This is a genomic window from Dactylosporangium sp. NPDC006015 (genome assembly GCF_040614215.1).
Taxonomy (GTDB): Bacteria; Actinomycetota; Actinomycetes; order Mycobacteriales; family Micromonosporaceae; genus Dactylosporangium; species Dactylosporangium maewongense.
Genome location: NZ_JBEXUD010000003.1, coordinates 96,263 through 120,386 on the forward strand (window position 1 = coordinate 96,263; position 24,124 = coordinate 120,386).

The 24,124-nt window shown below is 72.0% G+C and carries 20 protein-coding genes; 11 read left to right on the top strand and 9 right to left on the bottom strand.

Annotation, left to right across the window (positions count from 1 at the left end; all coding sequences use genetic code 11):
* Positions 1-41: 41 nt before the first annotated feature.
* The gene (locus ABZ321_RS06665) at positions 42-503 is read right to left on the bottom strand and encodes a PPOX class F420-dependent oxidoreductase (protein WP_354889812.1); all 462 of its coding nucleotides are present in this window, start codon (positions 501-503) and stop codon (positions 42-44) included.
* Between the two features lie 59 nt (positions 504-562).
* On the opposite strand from ABZ321_RS06665, the gene ABZ321_RS06670 reads away from it, so the two are divergent.
* Both ABZ321_RS06670 and ABZ321_RS06675 read left to right on the top strand, forming a co-directional pair.
* Positions 563-1,603, top strand: coding sequence for a suppressor of fused domain protein (locus ABZ321_RS06670; protein ID WP_344501246.1), 1,041 nt, complete (start codon positions 563-565; stop codon positions 1,601-1,603).
* A gap of 51 nt (positions 1,604-1,654) precedes the next feature.
* Positions 1,655-2,026 carry a VOC family protein gene (locus ABZ321_RS06675; protein ID WP_354889814.1) on the top strand — a complete coding sequence of 124 codons (372 nt, stop codon included), beginning with the start codon at positions 1,655-1,657 and terminating at the stop codon, positions 2,024-2,026.
* Positions 2,027-2,715: 689 nt separating this feature from the next.
* On the opposite strand, the gene ABZ321_RS06680 is transcribed toward ABZ321_RS06675, so the two are convergent.
* From ABZ321_RS06680 to ABZ321_RS06690, 3 genes are read right to left on the bottom strand one after another with little or no spacing between them, the layout of a single operon-like run.
* Positions 2,716-3,342: an FMN-binding negative transcriptional regulator gene (locus tag ABZ321_RS06680; RefSeq protein WP_344501244.1), complete on the bottom strand. Its 627-nt coding sequence runs from the start codon at positions 3,340-3,342 to the stop codon at positions 2,716-2,718.
* A 20-nt stretch (positions 3,343-3,362) separates the two neighbouring features.
* Positions 3,363-4,514: a hypothetical protein gene (locus ABZ321_RS06685; RefSeq protein ID WP_354889816.1), complete on the bottom strand. Its 1,152-nt coding sequence runs from the start codon at positions 4,512-4,514 to the stop codon at positions 3,363-3,365.
* Positions 4,511-5,014 (bottom strand): SigE family RNA polymerase sigma factor, encoded by a 504-nt coding sequence (locus ABZ321_RS06690; protein ID WP_354889818.1) that lies wholly within the window; start codon positions 5,012-5,014, stop codon positions 4,511-4,513. The genes ABZ321_RS06685 and ABZ321_RS06690 overlap by 4 nt, the downstream gene beginning before the upstream one ends.
* A 123-nt stretch (positions 5,015-5,137) precedes the next feature.
* Here ABZ321_RS06690 and ABZ321_RS06695 point away from each other — a divergent pair, with 123 nt between their 5' ends.
* Together ABZ321_RS06695 and ABZ321_RS06700 are read left to right on the top strand one after the other, a co-directional pair.
* A complete protein-coding gene (locus tag ABZ321_RS06695) occupies positions 5,138-6,094 on the top strand; it encodes an ATP-binding cassette domain-containing protein (protein WP_354889820.1) in 957 nt (318 codons plus the stop codon).
* Entirely contained in the window at positions 6,091-6,894 is an 804-nt protein-coding gene (locus ABZ321_RS06700) for an ABC transporter permease (protein WP_354889822.1), read from the top strand. The genes ABZ321_RS06695 and ABZ321_RS06700 overlap by 4 nt, the downstream gene beginning before the upstream one ends.
* Here ABZ321_RS06700 and ABZ321_RS06705 read toward each other — a convergent pair.
* Together ABZ321_RS06705 and ABZ321_RS06710 are read right to left on the bottom strand one after the other, a co-directional pair.
* Positions 6,868-10,005 carry a BTAD domain-containing putative transcriptional regulator gene (locus ABZ321_RS06705; protein WP_354889824.1) on the bottom strand — a complete coding sequence of 1,046 codons (3,138 nt, stop codon included), beginning with the start codon at positions 10,003-10,005 and terminating at the stop codon, positions 6,868-6,870. The genes ABZ321_RS06700 and ABZ321_RS06705 overlap by 27 nt on opposite strands.
* Positions 10,006-10,092: 87 nt before the next feature.
* Positions 10,093-12,261 (bottom strand): fibronectin type III domain-containing protein, encoded by a 2,169-nt coding sequence (locus ABZ321_RS06710; RefSeq protein WP_344501238.1) that lies wholly within the window; start codon positions 12,259-12,261, stop codon positions 10,093-10,095.
* A 286-nt stretch (positions 12,262-12,547) separates the two neighbouring features.
* Here ABZ321_RS06710 and ABZ321_RS06715 point away from each other — a divergent pair, with 286 nt between their 5' ends.
* From ABZ321_RS06715 to lysS, 4 genes are all read left to right on the top strand, one after another.
* Positions 12,548-12,940 carry a YciI family protein gene (locus ABZ321_RS06715; RefSeq protein WP_344501237.1) on the top strand — a complete coding sequence of 131 codons (393 nt, stop codon included), beginning with the start codon at positions 12,548-12,550 and terminating at the stop codon, positions 12,938-12,940.
* Entirely contained in the window at positions 12,937-14,151 is a 1,215-nt protein-coding gene (locus tag ABZ321_RS06720) for a DUF6596 domain-containing protein (RefSeq protein WP_354889827.1), read from the top strand. Before ABZ321_RS06715 ends, ABZ321_RS06720 begins: the two co-directional genes overlap by 4 nt.
* Positions 14,152-14,311: 160 nt before the next feature.
* Positions 14,312-14,716, top strand: a complete 405-nt coding sequence (locus ABZ321_RS06725) for an STAS domain-containing protein (protein WP_354889829.1) — start codon at positions 14,312-14,314, stop codon at positions 14,714-14,716.
* Positions 14,717-14,852: 136 nt separating this feature from the next.
* Entirely contained in the window at positions 14,853-16,562 is a 1,710-nt protein-coding gene (gene lysS / locus ABZ321_RS06730; RefSeq protein WP_354889831.1) for a lysine--tRNA ligase, read from the top strand.
* A 127-nt stretch (positions 16,563-16,689) separates the two neighbouring features.
* Here the strand turns inward: lysS and ABZ321_RS06735 are convergent, their stop codons facing one another.
* The gene (locus tag ABZ321_RS06735; RefSeq protein ID WP_354889833.1) at positions 16,690-17,223 is read right to left on the bottom strand and encodes a ricin-type beta-trefoil lectin domain protein; all 534 of its coding nucleotides are present in this window, start codon (positions 17,221-17,223) and stop codon (positions 16,690-16,692) included.
* A 565-nt stretch (positions 17,224-17,788) separates the two neighbouring features.
* Here ABZ321_RS06735 and ABZ321_RS06740 point away from each other — a divergent pair.
* Positions 17,789-19,687, top strand: coding sequence for an adenylyl cyclase (locus ABZ321_RS06740; protein WP_344501232.1), 1,899 nt, complete (start codon positions 17,789-17,791; stop codon positions 19,685-19,687).
* Positions 19,688-19,862: 175 nt separating this feature from the next.
* Complete coding sequence (locus ABZ321_RS06745) at positions 19,863-21,956, top strand: sigma-70 family RNA polymerase sigma factor (protein WP_354889835.1); 2,094 nt, start codon at positions 19,863-19,865, stop codon at positions 21,954-21,956.
* Positions 21,957-22,458: 502 nt separating this feature from the next.
* Here the strand turns inward: ABZ321_RS06745 and ABZ321_RS06750 are convergent.
* Positions 22,459-22,866, bottom strand: coding sequence for a hypothetical protein (locus tag ABZ321_RS06750; protein WP_344501230.1), 408 nt, complete (start codon positions 22,864-22,866; stop codon positions 22,459-22,461).
* A gap of 45 nt (positions 22,867-22,911) precedes the next feature.
* On the opposite strand from ABZ321_RS06750, the gene ABZ321_RS06755 reads away from it, so the two are divergent.
* A complete protein-coding gene (locus ABZ321_RS06755; protein ID WP_344501229.1) occupies positions 22,912-23,790 on the top strand; it encodes a helix-turn-helix transcriptional regulator in 879 nt (292 codons plus the stop codon).
* 62 nt (positions 23,791-23,852) lie between these two features.
* Here the strand turns inward: ABZ321_RS06755 and ABZ321_RS06760 are convergent, their stop codons facing one another.
* Positions 23,853-24,053 carry a DUF397 domain-containing protein gene (locus ABZ321_RS06760; protein WP_344501228.1) on the bottom strand — a complete coding sequence of 67 codons (201 nt, stop codon included), beginning with the start codon at positions 24,051-24,053 and terminating at the stop codon, positions 23,853-23,855.
* Between the last annotated feature and the right edge of the window lie 71 nt (positions 24,054-24,124).

Sequence of the window (24,124 nt, forward strand, 5' to 3'; positions counted from 1 at the left end):
GCGGGTCGGGCAGCCGTGGCGGGTCAGGCAGCCGTGGCGGGTCAGGCCAGTCGCGCGGGGAACCCACCCGTCGCGATCGGCCCCCACGACTCGATCGTGATGCGCAGCAGCGACTTGCCCTGCTGGCGCATCGCTTCCCGGTACTCGTCCCAGTCGGGATGCTCGCCGGAGATGCACCGGAAGTACTCGACCAGCGGCTCCAACGCCTCCGGCAGGTCCAGCACCTCGGCGACCCCGTCGACCTGGACCCAGGGGCCGTTCCACTCGTCGGACAGCACGACGACCGAGACGCGCTCGTCACGGCGGGCGTTGCGGACCTTGGCGCGCTCCGGATACGTCGAGATGACGATCCGGCCCTCCGCGTCGACGCCGCAGGTGACCGGCGAGGCCTGCGGCCGCCCGCCCGCGCGAGTGGTGATGATCAATGCCCGGTGCCGGGTGCGGAGGAACTCGGTCAGTCCGGAGCGGTCCACGTCGGTGTTCGTCGCGATGGTACGAGCCATGCCTCAACCCTAGTCGCACCAAGGGTTGAAGGATTTCCGAACTGTGGTTAGGTCGGCTGGTGACCTCCGACGCACCTGGCTGGGACGCCATCGACGCCGCGCTCGACCGCCTCTACCCCGGCATCGAGCCCAAGCACTACGCCACGCTGCTGAAATGGTCGCTCGGCGGCCCGGATCCGCTGGACGGAATCAGCTTCTACGCCCGCGACACACCGGTCCCGCACTGGCACATCGTCAGCTACGGCATGAGCGAGCTGTATTCGGCGCCGAATCCAGACGCGGAATGGTCCGGCTGGGGCTACGAGTTCACATTCCGGGTGCGTCGCGCGCCGGGCGAGACCGAGCCGCCCATCTGGGCCGCCAACTTCCTGCAGAACCTCGCCCGGTACAACTTCAGCAGCGGCAACGGTTTCGCGCCCAATCATCAGATGGACCTCAACGGTCCGATCGCGCTGGAGTACCAGACCCGGATCCGCGCCATTTCCTTCCTCGAGGATCCGGAGCTCGGCGTCATCGACACCCCGTTCGGCAGAGTGCGATTCCTGCAGGTGTTCGGGCTGACCCTGGGCGAATACGCGGCGACCCAGACCTGGAGCACCGAGGCCGTGCTCAAGCTCGCCGCCGGATACGCGCCGCTGTTCATCACCGATCTGGGCCGCACCTCGTTCACCGACATTCCCGCGTTCGCCGAGAAGGTCGCCGCCGGCCGACGCCGCGACGGTTCCTCCACGAGCAGCCTGGCCGTCGCCGAGTTCGCCTGGCTGCCCGACGGCGACGGGTACCGCCTCATCGTCGGCGCCCACGCGGTCGAACGCATCGCCGCCATCCTCCGCGGCCGGCTGCGATTCGGCCGGACCCTGGTCATCGACGGCCCCGACAGCAGCGTCGAGTTCTCTTCCGGCAGTTTCGGCCTCGGCACCAACAGCGACGGCACCCTCTTGAGGATCGTCCTGACGGAAGAAGCCCTCGACAACCTGACCGGCGTCCTCGTCCCCTTGGCCGGCGCGTCCCCCGTCCCCGAAGCCCCCGGCCTCATCGTCGACGTCCGCCCCACCCTCATCCGCGACAGCGACGGCAACGTCGTGGAGCGCATCGGCTGAGCCATTGGCCGGTCCCACGGAAAGTGTCGGTCGGGTTCTTAGAATGGAGGCATGCTCGACCATCTTGGGATCCAGGTCGCCGACTTCGATGCCAGCAAGGCGTTCTACGACGCTGTGCTGGCCCCGCTCGGCGCGAAACGCATGATGGAGTTCCCCGGCGTCGCCGGCTACGGAGTCACCAAGCCCGACTTCTGGCTCGGCCCGGTCACCGTCGACGTCGTCCAGCGCGAGGTCCACGTCGCGTTCTCCGCCGCTGACCGCGACACGGTCATCGCCTTCCACGAGGCGGGCGTCGCCTTGGGCGCCGAGGTCCTCCACGCCCCACGCCTGTTCCCCGAATACCACCCCAACTATTTCGGCACCTTCCTCCGCGACCCCGACGGCAACAACATCGAGGCCGTCTGCCACCTCCCCGCCCCCTGACCAACAACGCCACAGAATCGGTGAGCGGGGCGCCCACCCCACACCGCAGCCTCGCCTGCCCACAACACCGCACCACGCTCGGCCTCAACGCCCGTCATCACGGCGGAGCGTCTCAACTCCCCTGACCCACGACGCTGCCCTGCAACCCACAACATCGCACCACGCCCGGCCACCCCCGAACCGCGACGCGCGGGACCATCACGGCGGTGCCACCCAGCCGCGGAATCGGTGAGCAGGACGCCCACCCCACACCGCAGCCTCGCCCGCCCGCAACCCACAACGCCGCACCACGCCTGGCCACCGACGCGCGCGGGACGATCACGGCGGTGTCACCCAGCCGCGCCCTCACCACGCCGCCCACGCTCCACCACACCCCAACCTCGGCACGGGTCATCACGGCGGAACGGCGCAAACCGTAACCCACGACGCCGTTCTGCAACCCACAACACCGCACCACGCCCGGCCACCCCCGAACCGCGACCCGCGCGGGATCATCACGGCGGTATCACCAAGCCGCGCCCCACCACGCTGCCCACGCGCATCCACGTCCCAGCCCCAACGCATGTCGACACCGGCGGGATCGGCCAAACCTGACCCGCGACGCGGCACAGGCGCTGCCGCGTCCAACCGTGACACGCGTCGGCGTGGCGGGACGGTCAGCCGGTGACCCACAACACCAAGCCAGCGAGTTAGGCGGGTGGGTGGGGGGTGTCTGACATCGCGGCGGCTACCTGGCGTTCGGGGGCCGTGCCGGTGGCGAGGGAGGCGCGGACGCCGGCGATGTCGGCGGGGGAGCGGTTCTGGCTGAGCTTCCACTTGGCTTCGATGCGGGTGATGGCGATCTCGACGCCGACGATGGCGCGGAGTTGGCCTTCGATGAAGGGGCGGGGGGCGTCGTCGACCGACCAGGGGGACGGGCGGGCGGACTCGTGGAGGGTGGTGAGGCGGCGTACCAGGGTCTCGGTCCAGGCGGGGTCGTCGTGGGCGACGAGCGTGCCGTAGACGTGGGCGGTGATGTAGTTCCAGGTCGGCACGACGCGGCCGTGTTCGTGCTTCGTCGCGTAGGCGGAGGGGGTGACGTACGCGTCCGGGCCGCGGACGATGACCAGCGCCTCGGTGGCCGTGTGCTGCCACTGGGTGTTGTTGCGGGCCACGTGTCCGAGCAGGGCACCGGCGTCGGGGTCGAAGAGCAGCGGCAGGGTGGTCGCCACCATCTGCCGGCCGTCCCACGTGACCAGGTCGCTCGCGGCCGGGCGGGACAGCAGCTCGTGGACCGCGGCCTCGGACGGGGCGGCGAAGTGCGCAGGCACGTACATGAGCTCAAGCCTAGAGACCCTCAGCAGCCCTGCCAGAGCACCGGCGCGGGGAGGCCCGAGGCGGTGGCGCTCCAGCCGGCCACCGTGTGGCCGTCGCCGACGATGGTCGCGGCGGCGCCGCGGGTGCCGCCGGTGAGCATCGGCAGCGGGACGACGGTGCCGTCCCGCCAGATGCCGGGCTCGTCCCTGCCGACGCGGCCGGCCAGGGCGCCGGCGGCGGACACCGAGGTGGGCACGATGCGCATGCCGTGGTCGAGGGCGCCGGTGCGCAGGTTCCAGCGCACGACGACGGACTCGGCGGTGAGCTCATCCTTGCCGTCCTCGCCGCCGCGGCTGGTGGAGGCGGTGCCGACCGCCCAGTCGCCGGTGACCGCCTGGCCCTCGCCGCCGCGGTAGCCGGACGGCAGCGGGAGGGCAGTGCCGGTGCCGGCCGCGGACCAGCGGTACGGGTGCTCGCGGGTGCCGATGGTGCCGACGACCGTGCCGTCGTCGGCGACGCCGGCGGCGAAGGTGTCCTTGCCGCCCGACTGCAGCAGCTTGGGGGCGCCCTGGCCGGGGGGCCAGACGACGGCGCGGGCGGAGAAGTCCGGGGTGCCCGGGAGGTACGCGGTGCCGGCGATCTCGCCACGGGCGTTGACGGCGACGGCCTCGGACATGGTCGCGCCGGTGGGGGCGGGCAGGTCCACCACGGCGCCGTCGCGGAAGACGGCGGCCCGGCGGTCCTCCAGCCGGCCGCTGATGCCGGCGACGAGGCCGGAGGCGTTCACGGCGGTCCCGGCGAAGCCGGTCGGCAGCAGCCGGGGGGTGCCGTCGGTCCACAGGATCGTCACGGCGGGGGCCATGTCGTCGCTCGGGAAGGGGACGCCGAGGACGTACCGGCCGGTCGGGTCCGCGGCGATGACGGAGCCGCCGGTGATGCCGGCGGGCAGGGGCAGGGACCGCACCGAGCAGCCGTCCGGCGCGGCACCCGTGATCGCCGGCACGGGTGGCCGGGCCCCGGACGGCCGTAGGGCCACGGCGACGACTGCGACCAGTACAAGAGCGGAAAACGCCGACAGAGCGACCTGCCGGCGCCGGTGGGAGCGGCGGGCACGGACCAGGACGTCCTCGGCGCGCAGGCGCGAGGCGCTGGAGGTACGCCGGGCGTAGTCACGAAGCTGGTCGTCGATCATGACGCGCTCCAGGTGGTCGAGGGGATCGCGCGGCGCAGGGCGGCCAGCGCATAGGCGGTGCGGCTCTTGACCGTGCCTTCGGAGCGGCCGATCAGCTGGGCGACCTCGGCGACCGGCAGGTCGCACAGGAAGCGCAGGACGACGACGACCCGCTGGCGCTCCGGGAGACGGTCGAGGGCCTGCCGGATCAGCAGCCGCTCGTCGACCCGCCCCTCGCCGCCGGCCACCGGGCCGTCCGGGGCGGCGTCCCGCAGCAGGACCCGTGACCAGGGCCGCCGCCGGTCGGCGAGGCACGCCCGGACGACCATGGTGTGCACGTACGCGTCGAGGTTCGACACGTCCGCGATGCGGTGCCAGCGGCGGTACAGCACGGTGAGCGCGTTCTGCACGGCGTCGTCTGCCCGGTCGCCGTCACCGAGGATCAGGTAGGCGACGTGGTGCAGCCGCGGGATCCGCGCCCGGACGTACTCGACGTACTCGTGCTCCTGTTCGGCGCGCAAGGGTGACCTCCACGAAAACCAACCGGCGTCACACATGAAGATGCTCGCCGCCCGGCACGGGGTTCAAAAGTCGTGTCGGCGCCGTGTCGGTCCCGTGTCAGCGGGGCCGCGCACGGTGGTGGCATGACGGATCTGATGGTCGAGGCCAAGGGCCTCGTCAAGCGGTTCGGGGAGACGAGGGCGCTGCAGGGCGTCGACCTCGCCGTCCCCCGGGGCACCGTGCACGGCGTGCTCGGCCCCAACGGCGCGGGCAAGACCACCGCCGTGCGCATCCTGTCGACGCTGCTGCGCCCGGACGCCGGCAGCGCCCGGATCGGCGGCGCCGACGTCGTCCGCGACGCCCAGCGGGTGCGGTCCAGGATCGGGCTGACCGGCCAGTACGCGAGCGTCGACGAGGACCTGACCGGCCGGCAGAACCTGGTGCTGTTCGGCACGCTGCTCGACCTGCGCAAGCCGGCGGCGAAGGCGCGGGCCGCGGAGCTGCTGGAGTGGTTCGACCTGACCGAGGCCGCGGACCGGCCCGCGAAGACCTACTCGGGCGGCATGCGGAGAAGGCTCGACCTGGCCGCGAGCCTCGTCGGCCGGCCGGACGTGATCTTCCTGGACGAGCCGACGACCGGCCTGGACCCGTCGAAGCGCGAGGACATGTGGGGCGTCGTGCGCACCCTGGTCCGCGACGGTTCGACGGTGCTGCTGACCACGCAGTACCTGGAGGAGGCCGAGGCCCTGGCGGACGAGATCACCGTCATCGACCACGGGCGGGTCATCGCCAACGACACGCCGGACCGGCTCAAGCGGATCGTCGGCGGGCAGACCCTCGAGGTGCGCCCCACGGACCCGGCCGACCTGGAGAAGACCGGGCTGATCCTGGCCGCGGTCGCCACCGGCGGGCAGACCGCCGAGCAGACCCGCAAGGGCGTCCTGTCGGTGCCGGTCGCCGGCGACGAGGCGCTCACCGAGGCCGTCGCCCGGCTCGCCACGGCGGGGATCGCCGTCACCGAGCTCTCGATGCACCTGCCCAGCCTCGACGAGGTCTTCTTCACCCTGACCGGCAAGCCCAAGGAAGAGGTCGCCGCATGACCGCCGTAGCCGTCCTGCCCGAGAACAAGGCCCACAAGGGCCCGTTCCGAGGCGTACGCCACTCGCTGGAGCTCACGAAACGCAGCCTGATCAAGACCTGGCGGACCCCGGAGGCGCTGATCGACGTCACGGTCCAGCCGGCCCTGTTCATGGTCATCTTCGTCTACATCTTCGGTGGCGCGGTCGCCGGCGGCACGCACCAGTACCTGCAGTTCCTCATGCCGGGCATCCTGGCCCAGACCGTCGCGATGGGCGCCATCTCGATCGGCGTCAACCTCAACAGCGACCTGGAGAAGGGCATCTTCGACCGGTTCCGGTCGCTGCCGATCGCCCGTTCCGCGCCGCTCATCGGCGCCGTGCTGGGCGACGTCGTCCGGTACGTCGTCGTGAGCATCTCGACGTTCGCGTTCGCCTACCTGATGGGGTTCCGGCTGCACGCCAGCCCGGTGCACGCGGTCGCCGGCTGCCTGCTCGCGGTGCTGTTCGGCCTGTGCCTGAGCTGGGCGCTGGTGTTCGTGGGGATGCTGGTGCGCACGTCCGGCGCGGTGCAGGGCGTCGGTTTCCTGGTGATCATGCCGCTGACGTTCGCGTCGAACGTGTTCGTCGGCGTGGCGACGCTGCCGGGCTGGATGCAGGGGTTCGTGAAGGTCAACCCGCTGACGCACCTGGTCGAGTCGATGCGGGCGCTGTTCCTCGGCACCCCGGTCGGCGACCACGTGTGGTGGACGCTCGGCTGGTGCGCCGCCCTCGTCGCGGTGTTCATGCCCCTCGCGCTAGCCGCCTACCGCAAGAAGGTCTGACATCAGCGCGCGGATGCGGTCGGTGGCCTCGGTCACCGGCCGCTCGCGCCATCCCCAGCCGTCCCCGCCGGAGCCGCCAGAGCCGCCGGAGCCACCAGAGCCGCCGGAGCCACCAGAGCCGCCGGAGCCACCAGAGCCGCCAGAGCCGCCAGAGCCGACGGAGCCGACGGGGAAGTCGCCGCCGGGGAAGAGGTGCTCGGGGTTGCCGCCGACCCGCAGCCCGAGCGTCCACAGCTCGTCGGCGGCACCGAGCCCGCCATGAGCCGCCAGCGCCGCCCCCGCGAGGGCCCACGCCCCCATGATCGGCACGTCCTGCGTGGACAGCGCCTCGTCCCACGCCAGCAGCAGCAACGCGGCGGCCCGGTCGGCGTCGTCCAGCCCCAGGCACAGCACGGCCACGGCGCTGCGGTACAGCACCCGGAGCTGCGGGACGACCGGCTCCATCGTGTCGACGAGGGCCACGACCCGCGTCATGTGTGCCAGCGCCGCGGGGTGGTCGTCGTGCGCCATCGCCAGCTGGGCGAGCACCAGCGACGCCAGCCCGGCGTCGTGCTCCTGGCTGTCGGGCGAGCCCGCCACCGCCCTGAGCCGCTCCACCGCGGCCGCGTCGCCGCCGAACGCCGCCCGCGCGTCGAGCATCACCCGGATCGAGCCGACGTCCTCGGTGGCGCCGAGCAGGTCCATGTGCCGTTCGCTGCGCCGCAGCCACTCGTGCGCGCCCGGGCCGCCGCGGGCGCCGATGCTCTGCGCGGCGGTGCCCATCCCCCAGTGGTCGCCGACCTCCTCGAAGCACCGGTACGCGTCGGTCGCGTCGGCGACGGACTCGGCGAGCGCGCCCAGGTTCTCGTTGACGGTGGCCCGGAAGTAGTAGCCGAAGCCGCGCACGTAGGGGTCGGGGTCCGCGATGAGCGCGGTCGCGCCGGCCGCGTGGTCGAGGTAGGGCGTGGCGAGCCGCCGGACCATCGAGGCGAGCGTCCACGCCCGGTCCGAGATCTCCGCGCGCCGCGTGCCGAGGGCCCGCAGCATCCGCAGGACCAGCGCGAAGAGGCGGGTCGTGTCCCGGACGAACGCGTTGAGCCCGGTGAACAGGCACAGCCAGGTGGCCCGATCGGCGTCGACCAAGGCGAGCGCGAAGCGGCGCCGCGCCAGCGGGTCGCCGACCCGGAACACCCGCAGCGTCCAGGCGACGACCTCGGCGTGCAGGCCGCGGACCGTCCACAGGTGGGCCAGGGGCAGCATCACGTCGACGGTCGCGGCGTCGTCCTCGTGCTCCAGCGCCCAGCGCAGCGCCGTGACGAGGTTGTCCTGCTCGGCCGAGCAGCGCCGGAACGCCGGCAGCTGCGCCGGGGACCGGAACCGCGCGGCGAGGTCGGCGGACTCGGCCGCCGCCCACCGGACCAGGCCCGCCATCGCCGCGTCGCGGGTGCCGGCGCCGTCGAGGCGCACCTCGCCGTATTCGCGGACCGTCTCCAGCATGCGGTACCGCAGCGCGCCGTCCTCGCCCGCGTCCAGGACCAGCAGCGACTGCTCGACCAGCGTCGCCAGCCCCCGGCGGACGTCCCGGCCGCCGACCACGGCGCCCGCCAGGGCGGCGGTGAACGGCGCCGGGATCACCGCCAGCCGCTCCAGCAGCTCCCGGTCGGCGGCGCCGAGCAGCTCGCGGCTCCAGTCGACCAGCGCCCACAGGCTCGCGTGCCGGTCGGGCAGGCCGCGCAGCGCGGCGTCGAGCAGCCCGAACCGGTCGGCGAGCCCGGCCAGGACGTCGTCGATCGGCATGTGCCGCAGCCGGGCCGCGGCGAGCTCCAGCGCGAGCGGCAGGTTGTCGAGCCGGTGGCACAGCTCCAGGGCCCGGTCCGGGTCGGCCGGCACGCCGCCGCCGGCCCGGACCCGCGCGTCGAGGAGGTCGAGCGCGGCGTCGTCCGCCAGGGTCCCGAGACGGTGCACGACCTCGCCGGGCAGGCTCAGCGGCGCCCGGCTGGTCGCGAGCACGGCGAGCTCCGGCGCCTCGGCCAGCGCCGTGAGCTCCGCGGCGGCCCCGGCGGCGCCGTCCAGGACGTGTTCGCAGTTGTCGAGCACCACAAGACCGCGCAGCTCCTGTACGGCCAGCCGGAGCCGCTCCCGCGAACCCAGCGCCCGCCACTCCGCCGTGCCGGCCGCGAGGTCCGCCGCACCGACCGCGGCGAGGACGGCGGGCAGGACGTCCGCGTCGGTGCGCAGGGCGGCCAGCTCCACCACGTGGACGGGCCGCCCTTCGGTCACGGCCAGCCGGGCGACCTCGGCGGCGAGCCGGGTCTTGCCGGCCCCGCCGGCGGCGACCACGGTCACCAGCGGCGCGGACGCCAGGGCCGCGCGCACCGCGGTCACGTCGCCGTCGCGCCCGACCAGGGTCGTCACCGCCCGCCGCCAGCCCGCCGGCAGCGCCGTTCGGGGCTCCGCCCGCGGGGCGAGCTCGCCCCGGAGCAGCGCCACGTGCACCGCCGCGACCGCCGCGGACGGGTCGGCGCCGTAGCCGTCGGCGAGGGCGGCGCGCAGGCGCTCCACGACGTCGAGGGCCTCGGCGTCCCGGCCCTGCGCGGCGAGCACCCGCACCAGCAGCACCGCCGACGGCTCGTGCGGCGGCTGGTCCGCGACGAGGCGGCGCAGATCGGTCTCGTCCGCGGGCACGCCGGCGGCGAGGGCGGCCTCCGCGGCGAGCCCGGCGACGTCGGCGAGGAGCGGGGTCGGGCGGTCCGGCACCTCGGGGAACAGCGCCCGCGCCGCGCGGGCCGCCTCCCGTGCCCGCTCGTGGTCGCCGGCGTCGAGCGCCTTCCGGCCGCCGTCGAGCAGCGACCTCGCGACGACGGCGTCGACCTCCACGGCGCTCGCGGGCAGCAGGTAGCCGCCGGGGGCCGCGGCGATCGGCAGCCCCAGCCGCCGGGCCCGGGAGATCAGCGCCTGCACCGCGCCGGGCGCGTCGTCGGGCGGGCCGTCGTCCCAGACGGCGTCGACGAGCGCGCCGACGGACACCGCCCGGCCGCGCGCCTCGACCAGCGCCCGCACCACGGCCGCCAGCCGTGCGCCCTTCACCGGCCGGCCGTCGACGGCCAGCTCCCCCAGTGTCGTGACGCGCATGGCTCGATCATGCCGGGGGTCCGGGCAGACGGACGCCCCGGGGGAGGGCCCCGGGGCGTCCGCCGCTACGTGTTGCCAGGCCGCGTCCTAGACGTGGGTCCACCAGTTCCAGGTGCCGGAGTTCGGCGCGGACTGGACGCGGTGCCAGACCTTGCCGTCACCACCGACGACGAAGACCTCCATGATCCCGTCGGCCCGCGTGAAGGCGGTCGGGTTGCTGAAGATCAGGCCGCTGAGGTTGGTCCAGCCGCTCCACTGGCTCGGGTCGGCGGCGTCGATCTGCGTGTTCGAGTACAGGTTGCCGTCCGTGCCCCGGATGAACACCGCGACGGTGCCGTCGGCGTTCTGCGCGGTCTCGATGTCGTTCGCGTACATCCAGTTGCCGAGGCGGGTCCACCAGGCGAACGAGCCGTCCGCGTTCTGCAGCCGGGACCAGATCGCGTGGTCGCCGCCGATGGCGAAGACCGTGATCCGGCCGTTGGCGTTCTTGATCGCGACCGGGTCGCTGAAGATCAGGCCGCTGAGGTTGGTCCACGCGCCCCAGGTGCCGTCGGCGGCCTGGACGCTGGTGTAGAGGTTGTTGTCGCCGCCACGGGCGAAGATCTGCTGCAGACCGTCGCTGTTGGCGATGATCGGGCCGCTCATGGCACCGGTGGTGCCGGGCGCGGCGGCCTTGGTGGTGATCGTGGTGGTGGCCGCGGTGCTGTACGCCGTCGGGCTGGCGTAGGCGACGACGGTGACGTCGTACGCGGTGCCGGCCGCCAGGCCGTTGATCGTGCAGGTGACAGCCGGGGCGACCGCGGTGCAGCTCAGGGCGCCGGAGCTGGCCTGGGCGGGCTCGGACGGGGTGGCGGTCGCGACGTAGTACACGACGGCGGCACCACCGACGGGAGCGGCCGCGGTCCAGGCGAGCGTCGCCGAGGTGGCGGAGACGTCGTCGTCGGCCGGCGGGGTGACGACCGGCGGGGCCGGCTTCGGCACCACGGCGGGGGTGACCGTCGTGGGCGTGGAGGCGGCGCCGGCCGATGCCGTGCCGTTGGCGTTCATGGACATGACGCCCGTGGTGTACACGGTCGCGTTCGTCAGACCGGTGACCTTGCAGGTCAGCTGGTCGGTGATGCAGAACTTGACGACGCCGCCACTGCTGATCGCGGCGGCCCGGTACTTGGCGACGGTGCCGGACGTGGGCGCGACCCAGGTCAGCGTCGCCTCGCCGTCGCCACCGGTCACGGTGACGTCAGTGGGGTCGTTCACCGTGCCCAGGATGTAGATGGCACCGGATTTCGCGGGGTCCGAGCTGAGCCCGTCCTTGGTGGCGGTCACCTCGAACTCGTACGAGAAGCCCGGCGCGACCGGGGTGCCACCACAGGTCACCGCCATCGATCCGGCGACGACCGGGCACGTGATGCCGGGAATGGCGACGCCCTCTTTGAACGCGGCGACCGCGTAGGTGACGCCCTCGGTCGGCGAGGCACCCCACGACACGGTGGGCACACCGGCGGAGGTGGTGGCGGCGACCACGTCGACCGGCGCCTCGGGGCCGACACCCGGCGTGGCGCCGACGCTGGCGCTGCTGGCCGCGGAGTTCGGGACCGAGTTGGCGCCGTTCGTCACGACCTTGAACGTGTACTCAGTACCGTCGGTCAGGCCGCTGATCTTGCAGCTGTTGCTCAGCGCGTTGGTCGCGCTCGTGCACGTCTTGCCCGTCGAGACCCCGCCGAGGTAGGCCGTCGCGGTGTAGTTGGCGACGGTGGACAGGGCGTTCGCCGCGCCGGTCCACACCACGTTGACCTCGCCGGTCTTGCCCGTGGCGACCGGGGTGCCGATGGTGGGCGGGGCCAGCACGGGCGTCATCACACCGGTCGCGGTGGCGTCGGCGACGAGCGTGGCACCCTGCGGGTCGACGGTGATCGTGTACGTCGTGCCGGCGATCAGACCCGTCAGCGTGCAGGGCCCGCCGGCCTTCGCGTTGACCTGGCAGGACTGGTCGGGCGACGAGCCGGCGTCCGGGCCGTCCGCGTTGACGATGTAGGCAGGGCTCGTGTTGACGTCCGTGGCGTTCGTCTCGTCCGGGGTCACCGTGACGATCAGCGTCTCGTTGGGACCCAGCGCCGACACAGCGGTGACGCTGGCCAGGACCGCCGCCGAGGCGGGCTGCTGGGCCACCAACAGGGAGCCCGCCGTCAGTGTCAGAACAGCCGCCGAGCCGAGCAGGCCGCGTCTGGGCCCTGCCCGGCGGTCGCGCGGTTTGCTCACTTGAATCATTGCGTCCAACCCCCCGTTGCGAGGCGCCAGCTACGGTGCCGACGCGCCATCTCCTAGCAATGTAGGGCGGTGTTGTACTTTTCGGAGCAAATTAGGTAATAAGGCTCTTTGACAGGTGGCCAGCACTCTTCGTGTGCTAGTGAACACGTTCAGCTCACCGGCCGCGATCGGCGCGAAGCTCCGAAAAAACTTCCGTGGAGGATGTAGACATCGAAGGCGGCGCTCCGACGTACCAGGCGAGCGACGGAACGGCCGTCGTACACGCGAGGAGAGCCCGATGAAGTACGTCATCCTGATCCACTCGAACCCGCAGCCCTGGGGCCACCCGACGAGCGACTACCTCGCGGCCCACCAGGCGCTGCCCGGCGAGGTCCGCAAGCGGCTGAACGCCGAGTTCGAGCAGGTGATGACCGAGCTGCAGGCCAACGGCGAGCTGCTCGGCGGCGAGGCGCTCGGCGACCCGGCGAACGCCCGGCTGTACCGGTGGCGCGACGGCGAGCCCCTCGCCAGCGACGGGCCGTACTCGGAGGCGAAGGAGCACCTCGCCGGCTTCTTCCTGATCGACGTCGACAGCCAGGCGCGGGCCGAGGCGGTCGCCGCCCGGTTCTCCGGCCCGGACGAGACGGTGGAGCTGCGCCCGATGATGTGGCCCGGCGGCGACGACCAATGACCGGTTCGGTGCTCGGTGACGTGTGGCGCCGGGAGGCGCCGCACGTCCTCGGGGCGTTGCTGCGCAAGTACGGCGACCTCGGCGACTGCGAGGAGGCGCTGCAGGACGCCGCCGAGGTGGCCGCCGCCCGGTGGCCCGTCGACGGGGTGCCCGACTCGCCGCGGGCCTGGCTGATCACCGTGGCCTCCCGGCGGCTGATCGACCGGGCCCGGGCGGACTCGGCCCGGACCCGGCGCGAGACGCTGGACGCGGCCCAGCGCCCGGCCACGACGGAGGAGGCGACGACCGAGGACAGCGACGACACGCTGCGGCTGTTCTTCCTCTGCTGCCATCCGGCGCTGACCCGGCCGTCGCAGGTCGCGCTCTGCCTGCGCTCGGTGGCCGGCCTGGGCGTGGAGCAGATCGCGGCCGCGTACCTCGTGCCGGCCCGCACGATGACGCAGCGCCTCAGCCGTGCGCGGATCGCGCTGCGCCAGGCCGGTGCGCGGTTCGTCATGCCGTCGCCGGAGGAGCTGCCCGACCGGGTCGCCGCGGTCATCGACGTGTGCCACCTGGTCTTCACCGAGGGGTATGCGCGGACGTCGGGCGAGGCGCTGCTCGACGTGCAGCTCGCCGAGGAGGCGATCCGGCTCGTCCGGCAGCTGCACGCCGCGCTGCCCGACCACGCCGAGGTCGCCGGCGCGCTGGCCCTCATGCTGCTCACGCACGCCCGGTCCGCCGCCCGCGTCGACGCCGCCGGCGACCTCGTGCCGCTCGCCGAGCAGGACCGGCTCCGCTGGCGGCACGACCTGATCACCGAGGGCGTCGAGCTGCTGGAGCGCACCCTGCCCCGCGGGCACGTGGGCCGCTTCCAGCTGCAGGCCGCGATCGCCGCCGTCCACGCCGAGGCCGCGACCTACGAGGAGACCGACTGGCTGCAGGTCAGCGTGCTCTACGACATGCTCAGCAAGGTCGCGCCCGGCCCGGCCGTCACCCTGAACCACGCCGTCGCCGTCGCCATGGCGCACGGACCCGCGGCCGGCCTGGCCATGCTCGAACCGCTGCTGGACGACCCCGCCATGCAGCGTCATCACCGGCTGTACGCGGTCCGCGGCCACCTGCTCGACCTCAGCGGCGACCCGGACGGCGCGGTCGAGCAGTACCGGATCGCCGCCCGCCTCACGGCGAGCCTGCCGGAGCAGCGCTACCTCAACCGCAAGCTGGCCCGTTGAGCGTCACGGTGACGGCCGGCGGACAGGCCATCGGGTGACACATCCGGCCGTCGGCCCGATTTGCCGGTAGTGTCGGAACGATCGCCACTGCATGGAGGGCATTCCTGTGGATTCGAGGCATTCCGGTCCGCAGGCTGGTGCAGGGCGAGAGTTCCTACGGGTGCAGGTCGACGCGGCGGCCGGCGACCACGCGCAGCACGCACTGATCCTCACCGGCGTCCTGGAAGGCCCGACGGCGCGGGAGCTGCTCACCGTCATGGCGGACACGCTGCCGGACCCGGTCCCGGAGCTCGTCGTCGTCGACATCGCCGGCGTGCGGTTCCTCGGCTCCCAGGGGCTGCGCTGCCTCATGGCCTGCCGCCGCCACGTGGAGAGCCGGGGCGGGCGGATGGTGCTGCGCAACCCGGCGCCGATGGCCGAGCGCATCCTGTACATCGCGGGCATGCTCGACTCGTTCGGGCTCTCGATGACCGCGCAGGGCACCTCGGTGCCGACGGCGTACCGGATCGAGACGGCCGCAACAGCGGAGATGGTCGGGGCCGCGGATACGGCGGAGGTGACCTGAGCGCCGCCCGTGGCCGGGGTAACGGATGTGCGCGGTCGCACCACCGGACAGTAGGCTTGCGCAGGGTCGATGAAGAGGCCCCCCGCCGCTGGTGGGGGGCCTCTTCCATGCAGCTGCCGACGGAAGAGTGACGATCGTGGCGAGTGAGACAGACAACGACTGGGTCGACCGGTTCGCGGACGAGGTGATCGCGGCGTCGCAGCGACGCGCCCCGGGCAAGCCGGTGGTCTGCGCGTCCGGGCTCAGCCCGTCCGGCCCCGTCCACCTCGGCAACCTCCGCGAGGTGATGACCCCGCACCTGGTCGCGGACGAGATCCGCCGGCGCGGGCACGACGTGGTCCACATCATCTCGTGGGACGACTACGACCGCTTCCGGAAGGTGCCCGCGGGGGTCACGGGCATCGACCCCTCGTGGGCGCAGCACATCGGCAAGCCGCTGAGTGCCGTGCCGGCGCCGGCGGGCAGCGAGCACCCGAACTGGGCGGAGCACTTCAAGGCCGCCATGATCGCGTCGCTGGCCGAGCTCGGGGTGGAGTACCGGGGGATCAGCCAGACGGAGATGTACACGTCCGGCGCCTACCGCGAGCAGATCCTGCTCGCCATGCGCGAGCGCGCCCGGATCGACGCGGTCCTGGCGCGGTACCGGACGAAGAAGCCCGCCGCGGCGGCCGCGGCCGGCACGAGCGAGGCCGAGGCCGAGGCGGCGGAGGGCTCCGGCGCCGCGAGCGAGGACGACGGGACCGCCGCGACCGGCTACTACCCGTACAAGCCGTTCTGCGGCAACTGCGGCACCGACCTCACCACCGTCGTGTCCTACGACGACGACACCACCGAGCTGACCTACACGTGCGTTTGCGGGTTCACCGAGACCGTGCTGCTGTCGGAGTTCAACCGCGGCAAGCTGGTGTGGAAGGTCGATTGGCCGATGCGCTGGGCCTACGAGGGAGTGATCTTCGAGCCGTCGGGGGTCGACCACTCGTCGCCGGGCTCGTCGTTCCAGGTCGGCGGGCAGATCGTCACCGAGGTGTTCGGCGGCGAGCAGCCCATCGGGCCGATGTACGCGTTCGTCGGCATCAGCGGCATGGCGAAGATGAGCAGCTCCCGCGGCGCGGTGCCGACGCCCGCCGACGCGCTGGAGATCATGGAGGCGCCGCTGCTGCGGTGGCTGTACGCGCGGCGCCGCCCCAACCAGTCGTTCCAGGTCGCGTTCGACCAGGAGATCCAGCGCATCTACGACGAGTGGGACGCGCTGGAGAAGCGCTGCACGGCCGGCACCGCGGTCCCCGCCGACCGCTCCGCCTACCTGCGGGCCTCCCGGACGGCGGCGCTGGAGCTGCCCCGGACGCCGCGCACGGTGCCGTACCGGACGCTCGCCTCCATCGTCGACATCACCACCGGGCAGGCCGAGCAGACCCTGCGGATCCTGCGCGACCTCGACGCGGAGCAGCCGATCACGTCGCTGGACGAGGTCCGGCCGAGGCTCGACCGGGCGCAGCACTGGGTGAACACGCAGGTGCCGGCCGAGTCGCGGACCAAGGTGCTCGACGAGCCCGACAAGGCGCTGCTCGACTCGCTGACCGCCGAGCAGCGCGAGTCGCTGCGCCTGCTGCTGGCCGGGCTCGACGACCACTGGTCGCTCGACGGCCTGACCACCCTGCTCTACGGCGTGCCGAAGGTGATGGCCGGCCTCCCGCTGGACACCAAGCCGACCGCTGAGCTGAAGGTGGCGCAGCGCAGCTTCTTCGCGCTCCTGTACCACCTGCTGGTCGGCCGCGACACCGGGCCGCGCCTGCCCACCCTGCTGCTCGCCGTCGGCGCCGACCGCGTCCGGGCGCTGCTGTCCTGAGACGGCGGTGGCCCGCCGGAACCCCGGCGGGCCACCATGACACCGGCGTGGCCGGATCCTGAGCCGGCCGACCCGCGCACCGGGCGCTCCCTGCCGCGACGGGAGGCGGTCGCGCCGGTGGACGGGTTCACCGTGCCGGTGCCGGCGGCACCTGCCAGCGCTGCTGCCTCGTGCCGGCGCAGCGGGTGATGTACGGCCTGCCGCCCCACTCCGTCAGGCACTGCTTCGAGGAGCGGGTGACCAGCGCGCCCCGGACGGCGTCCCACTGCTGCGCGACGGCACCGGAGCAGGCGCCCAGCCGCAGCGAGGCGTCCAGGCAGCGGCCCGCCGTGCGCAGCGTGCCGTCGGCGACGAGCGTCCAGGTCTGCGCCGCGGCGCCGGAGCAGCGGCGCAGCCGCACGGACGCGTCCAGGCAGAGCCCGGCGGACCCGACCAGCGGCCCCGACGCGGCGCCGGAGACGGCCGCGGGCGCGACACCGGACCCAGTACCGGACTCAGCGCCGGGCTCAAGGGCCGGCGCGAACCCGAGGCCCGCCTCGACCGGCGGCGGGAGGACGGCCATCTGCAGCCGGCCGGACGACGGCGCGGAGTCCGCGGAGGGCGCGGACGTCGCGGGCCGGTCGCCGGCCGACAGCGCCAGGGCGGTCGTCGCGGTCGTCACGACCAGCACCGTCCACGCGAACGCGGGGTGGTGCCGCCCCGCCCGGCGGTGCGCCGGCCGAGAGCCCGGCGATGCCGACGGTGCCGGATTCACGAGGGTCATCCAGGAATGCCGTGGGTGGTATTCCGGCGGTTCGGGGCGCGCCACCGCCGGTGCGTTGTTGGGGTGTGCCGCGGGTGGAATCTGATGGTGCGCGATGACTCTCACGTATGGGCGGACCAGCACCGGAGACATAGCACGACCGTAGCGGCCATCAGCGATGACCGATCCCGGCCGGACCGGGTGAAACAGCAGAATCACCCTCCGTCTCACCCGGTCGTTGGAGCGCTTTCACAAATCGCCGCAGCCCGGATGGATCGCACGGAACGTCCGCATTTCCCGTGACCGCCGAGCGGTTTCGTGGAAATCGAGGGCGCGCGGACGTAGCGCACGGCGGATTTACACGGTAGAAACAACACGCTGGAGAGAGCGCTCTCACACGCGGACGCCGATGCGCCGCCGGCTCCTCCCACACCCCATCCACCGTGTACCTCACCCGCCCGCACGATCGAGAGGACGCACCCGTATGACGATCCAGTCCGAGCATTCCGTGAGGCGGTGGTCGAGCCGTCGCAACGTCGGCAGGGCGTTCGTGCTCAGCCTGGCGCTGACGACCGCCACCGCCTCGATGGGGACAGCGGCCGGCGCGACCCCGCCCGGGTTGAACGGCGGGTCGCAGGACCTGGGCCCCAACGTCACCGTGTTCGACCCGAGCACGCCGGTCAGCGAGATCCAGGCGAAGCTGGACGCGACCTACGCCAAGCAGGTCGACAACGAGATGGGCACCGCTCGGTACGCCTACTACTTCAAGCCCGGCACGTACGGCACGGCAGACCAGCCGCTGCAGTTCAAGGTCGGCTACTACACCGAGATCGCCGGCCTGGGCGCCAACCCGGGCGACGTCGTCATCAACGGCAAGGTCGAGGTGTACAACCGCTGCCTCGAGAACGGCGGCACCAGCAACTGCCTCGCGCTGGTCAACTTCTGGCGCACGCTGTCCAACCTGTCGATCAACGTCAACGGCAAGGGCCAGGACGGCTGCCGCGGCTCGGCCAACTTCTGGGCCGTGTCGCAGGCCGTCTCGCTGCGGCGCCTCAACGTCACGGGCGGCAACCTGTCGCTGATGGACTACTGCACCGCCGGCCCGCAGTACGCCAGCGGCGGCTTCATCGCCGACTCGAAGGCCGGGACGATCGTCAACGGCTCGCAGCAGCAGTGGCTGACCCGCAACAGCCAGGTCGACAACTGGTCCAACGGTGTCTGGAACCAGGTCTTCTCGGGCGTCGTCGGCGCCCCGGACGACTCGGCGTTCCCGAACCCGCCGTACACCACCATCGCGCAGACCCCGATCAGCCGGGAGAAGCCGTACCTCTTCGTCGACGCCAAGGGCAAGTACCAGGTCCGCGTCCCGTCGGCGCAGAAGAACACCAGCGGCATCTCGTGGGCGAACGGCCAGACCGCCGGCCGCACCATCCCGCTGTCGGACTTCTACGTCGCCAAGCCGGGCGACTCGGTCGCCAAGATCAACCTGGCGCTGCTCGCCGGTAAGAACCTGCTGCTCACCCCCGGCATGTACGACATCGCCCGCAGCATTGAGGTCCGCTGGCCCAACCAGGTGGTCCTCGGCATCGGGCACGCGACGCTGACCGCGGTCAACGGCGCCACCCCGCTCGACGTCGCCGACGTCCCGGGCATCATCGTCGCGGGCGTCACCATCGACGCCGGCCTCAAGGAGTCGAAGGTCCTGCTGCGCGTCGGCAAGGAGCACGGCTGGGGCTTCAGCGACCCGAAGAACCCGACCACGCTGTCCGACGTGTACTTCCGCGTCGGCGGCCCTCACATCGGCAAGACCGACACCGCGCTCGAGGTCAACAGCGACAACGTGCTCATCGACCACACCTGGGTGTGGCGCGGCGACCACGGCGTCGAGGGCTTCACCGGCGGCGTCAACGGCGACAACCAGCGCTGGGTCACCAACACCGGCCGCTACGGCGCCATCATCAACGGCGACAACGTGACCGCGACGGGCCTCTTCGTCGAGCACTTCCAGAAGTACAACACCGTCTGGAACGGCGAGCGCGGCACCACGATCCTGTACCAGAACGAGCTGCCGTACGACCCGCCGACGCAGGCCGACTGGATGAACGGCAGCGTCAAGGGCTACGCCGGTTACAAGGTCAACAACAAGGTGAAGACCCACAACCTGTACGGCGCGGGCGTGTACGTCTTCAACCAGAACAACCCGTCGATCCAGACCGAGAACGGCTTCGAGGCCCCGAACACTCCGGGCGTCAAGCTGCACCACATCATGACGGTCAACCTGAGCGCCGGCGTCATCAACCACGTCGTCAACGGCGTGGGCAACGCGGCCGACACCAGCATGATCGGCGTGCCGATCTACCTGGCGGACTACCCCGTCGCGTAACACCCGGCACCACCAACGGTGGGCTCATCGCGATCAGCGATGGGCCCACCGCTGTGTTTTCTGAAAGTTACGCCCGTCGCCGCTGGCCGCGACGGCGCTCCCTTTACACCCCGCCGAACGGCATGGAACCATGCGGCGGCGGTTGGGAGCGCTAACATCGCAGGCGGGAGGCCCGGTGGCCGAGACCATCGTCGAGACGGCCGAGCTCGTCGCGGCGGCCCAGGCCGGCGACCGGGCGGCGCTGGAGGAGCTGACCGCCGCGCACCTGCCGCTGGTGTACAACGTGATCGGCCGCGCCCTGAACGGCCACGCCGACGTCGACGACCTCGTGCAGGAGACGATGGAGCGGGTCGTGCGCAACCTGCGCGGCCTGCGCGAGCCGGAGCGGTTCCGCTCGTGGGTCGTCGCCATCGCGTACCGCGAGATCCAGCTCCATCTGCGCAAGGCCCGCCGGCTGGGGTTCCCGCGCCGGCCGGAGGCGCTCACCGAGGTGCCCGACCCGGCCGGTGACTTCGCCGAGCGCACCGTCACCGAGCTGGTGCTCACCGGGCAGCGCCGCGAGCTGGTCGAGGCGACCCGCTGGCTCGACGACGGCGACCGGCACCTGCTCGCGCTGTGGTGGCACGAGGCGGCCGGCGACCTGACCCGCACCGAGCTCGCGGCCGCGCTCGGCATCGGCCAGCCGCACGCCGCCGTCCGTCTGCAGCGCATGAAGGCGCAGCTCGAGACGGCCCGCGCGATCGTCCGGGCCCTCGCGGCGAACCCGCGCTGCGGGGGCCTCGCGACCGTCGTCGACGGCTGGAACGGGGTGGCCCGGCCGCTGTGGCGCAAGCGGCTGTCCCGGCACGTCCGCGAGTGCACCGGCTGCGGCGGCCACCGGCACGGACTCATCCCGCCGGAGCGGCTGCTGCACGGGATCGGCGCGGTCGCCGTGCCGGCCGTGTTCACGAAGGCGGCGCTGCCCGGCACGTCCCTGCTCGGCTCCCTGCAGCAGCTGTTCCAGCACAAGGCGGCCGCGGTCGCGACCGTGGCCGTGGTGGCGGGCGGCGGCTTCGCGTACGCGGTGTACGAGACGCCGGACGGGCGCGAGGCGCCGGCCGTGTCCGCGCCGCAGGCACCCGCCGCCCCCTCGGCCGCCTCCCCGGCGCCGCCGGCCGCCTCCTCCTCGACCCCGCCGGCCCGGACCACCGGCGAGATCTTCGTGTCACCGACCGGCGCGGACACCGGGGACGGCTCGATCGACCGGCCCCTGGCGACGCTCTCGGCGGCGGTCGCGCTGGTGCGGCCCGGCCAGACCATCACGCTGCGGGGCGGCACCTACCGGCCCGCCGACCCGGTCACCATCACGACCAGCGGCACCGCCGAGCAGCGGATCACGCTCACCAACTACCGCGACGAGGCACCCGTGATCGACGCCTCGCGCATCCCCGCCGACAAGTGGGCGATCACCCAGCGGGCGGACTACTGGACCGTGCAGGGCCTGGAGATCAAGGGCTCCCGCAGCCACGCGTACGTCTGCCTCTCCTGCAAGCACGACGTCTTCCGCCGCCTGTCCGTCCACGACAACGTGGAGTCGGGCCTCACCCTGCGCGACGACGGCACCGTCGGCAACCAGGTCCTGGACAGCGACTTCTACCGCAACCGCAACCCCGCCGACCAGGGCCAGACCGGCATCGGCCTGGGCGTGAAGTTCGGCGACGGCGACGGCAACCTCATCCGCGGCTGCCGCGCCTTCGACAACGCCGACGACGGCTTCGACCTCGGCGACTTCCGCAGCCCGGTGACGCTGGAGTACAACTGGGCCTTCGGCAACGGCGTCAACCGCTGGGGCGTGCGCGACTGGCAGAGCAACGGCAACGGCTTCACCCTCGGCGGCGGCAGCCCGCCCGCCGCGGCCGCGCACCGGCTGCGGCACAACGCCGCCTGGGACAACGTCCATCACGGCTTCACCGACAGCGGCAACCGCGCGGCCCTGCAGCTCACCAACAACACCGCCTTCCGCAACGGCGCCACCGGCTTCGCCGTGACCGACGCCCCGGCGACCCTGCGCAGCTCCGTGTCGATCGACAACGAGACCGCGGTCCGCGCCAACGCCGCCGTGCAGTCCAGCCGCAACACCTGGGACGAGGGCACCTGGACGAGGTCGATGTTCCGCACCACGGACCCGGTCACCGCCCAGTCCCCCCGCCCGCTCGACGGCTCCCTGCCCCCGACCTCGTTCCTGACCACCGGCAACGGCATGGGCGCCTCCATGTCCGGCGGCGACTGACCCCGCACACACGGAGACGCCCCGGCGATGCGGTACGCGGATCTACCGAACGCAATGCATCTGATATCGGCACGAGTGTGCTCCCGACCAATCGTGCTGTGAATGCTCTCATTAGGCCGGGAGTCCGGCTATCCAAGTTCAGTGCGTATCCGTCGGATTCAGCGGTGAGGCTCGACCATCAGGTGCCGACCTCCGTCAATCGACGACGCACACCGATGTCAAGTCCATGTTGCGTGCACTGCCAGGAGGACCAGCCGAATACTTCGTCGGCGAGTGGTCAACGAGTGGACTCGGACGGACTACGGACGGCGGCCGATCAACCGGGTTCGGCCCGGTATTGCTGTCGTGACGCCCATCGCTTGCGCCGGAACGGCCGAACCTTACTTTCGTGATGTTCAGTGAAGCTGAGGAAGTGCATCCACGCCTATGTAGCGAAGTCAAGGTGACGCGGGCCGCCGGCCTTTGCGCGGGGTCACCCCTCGCCAAGGCCGGCGGCGCACCATCAGCCGTGCCAGACGGTGAACACCCCCGCCACCAATGCGGCGACGATCACCCCGACGGCGCCGATGAGCGCGGTGACCACAGCTACCCGTCCGCCACGGCGTGGCGCCGGGGTCTCCACCTCGGCGCGCGGGGTGGCGTTTTCATGATCCGCGAGGCCACACACCGGGTGCGTCGTCACGTGTGCGTTGCGCGCCTGAATGACGAGAATCTCGCGCCCGAACACCTCACCGGCCTGGATCATGACCTCGCCGCCGGGCGGAACGGGGCCGAACGGCCCGGACCTGGCGCCCGACACTCGCCACGTGATCATCGTCGGCGGCGAGAAGCCCTCTTGACAGCTTGCATCAAAATGGTTCACTGTGAATCGACCTCCTGCTTGATTCATGATCGACGAATCGCCGCGCATCAAGGGATGCTGGCGAGGCCCCGTCGTTCGATCTTTGGAGAATTGGTGACAGAGCGTGGTTCCGCCTGGTCCCTGGACGAGCGCCGACGGCGCCTCGCCGAGGAGCTGAAGCATGCCCGCACCCGGTCTGGCCTGTCGGGTCGTGACCTCGGCAGGAAAATCGGGATGAGCCAATCGAAGATCTCCCGCATCGAAGCCGGCGTTTCCGTCCCGTCAATGCCTGAGGTCCAGGCCTGGGTGGATGCGGTTGGTGCGCCGGACGACCTGAGCGAACTGCTCCTCGCACTCACCGACGCCGCCCACGGCAGCATCCAACGATGGCGAAGCGAGCTGTCCGCCCAGGGCCACATCCAGGGCGAGATCGAGGAGACGGAGCGAGGGGCGGCCAGAATCCTGACGTTCCAACCTTCGGTCGTCCCCGGTCTCCTGCAGACGGCCGATTACGCCCGGCGTGTCTTCGAGTCGTTCGAGGAGGTGCCGTACGGACCTGACGATCTTGCCGAAGTCATCGCCGCCCGGCTCGACCGGCAGTTGCTGCTCTTCGACGACACACGGACTTTCCTGTTCCTCATCACCGAGGGCGCGCTGCGCTGGCGGCCGGGGCCGCCGATGCTGCTCGCCGCACAGCTGGACCGGATCAGCACGCTGAGCACGCTGAGCAACCTCACCATCGGCTTGCTGCCATACGCGACCCAAGCGGTGGTGCCCTACTCACACGCGTTCACCGTTTACGAGTCGACTGACGACGAGCTCGACGATCTCGTCAACGTCGAGATGATCCATGGCAATCTCCAGGTCCGGCATGAGCCGGATGTCGACGCGTATCGACGCCGTTGGGCATCGCTGAGTCGCCGCGCCGTGTATGGGGACGATGCGCGTCGCCTGCTGCACGACCTGATCGCGGAGATGCAGGCGGTTCAGTGAACGGGAACCCGCAGGCCGGGAGCCGGGGCGGACTGAGGGGGCCGCCCCGGCACCCATCCTGATCACGCGATGTCGAACACGCCGCGCTTCACGCCGGCGACGAAATCGCTCCACTCGCTCACCGTGAATGCCAGCACGGCCCCGTTCGGGTCCTTCGAGTCACGCACCAGGACCTGGTTGGCCAGCGTCGCAACCTCCACACAGGTGCCCGCGCCCTCGCAGGCGGTCCGGAACTGCGGCGTTGATGCCTGCTCATCGAACATTTTTCGACCTCTTTCTTGCGCTCTTTCTGTGATGGCGCCTGTCGCCGAGGTCGAATCTCCTGGGGAAATCT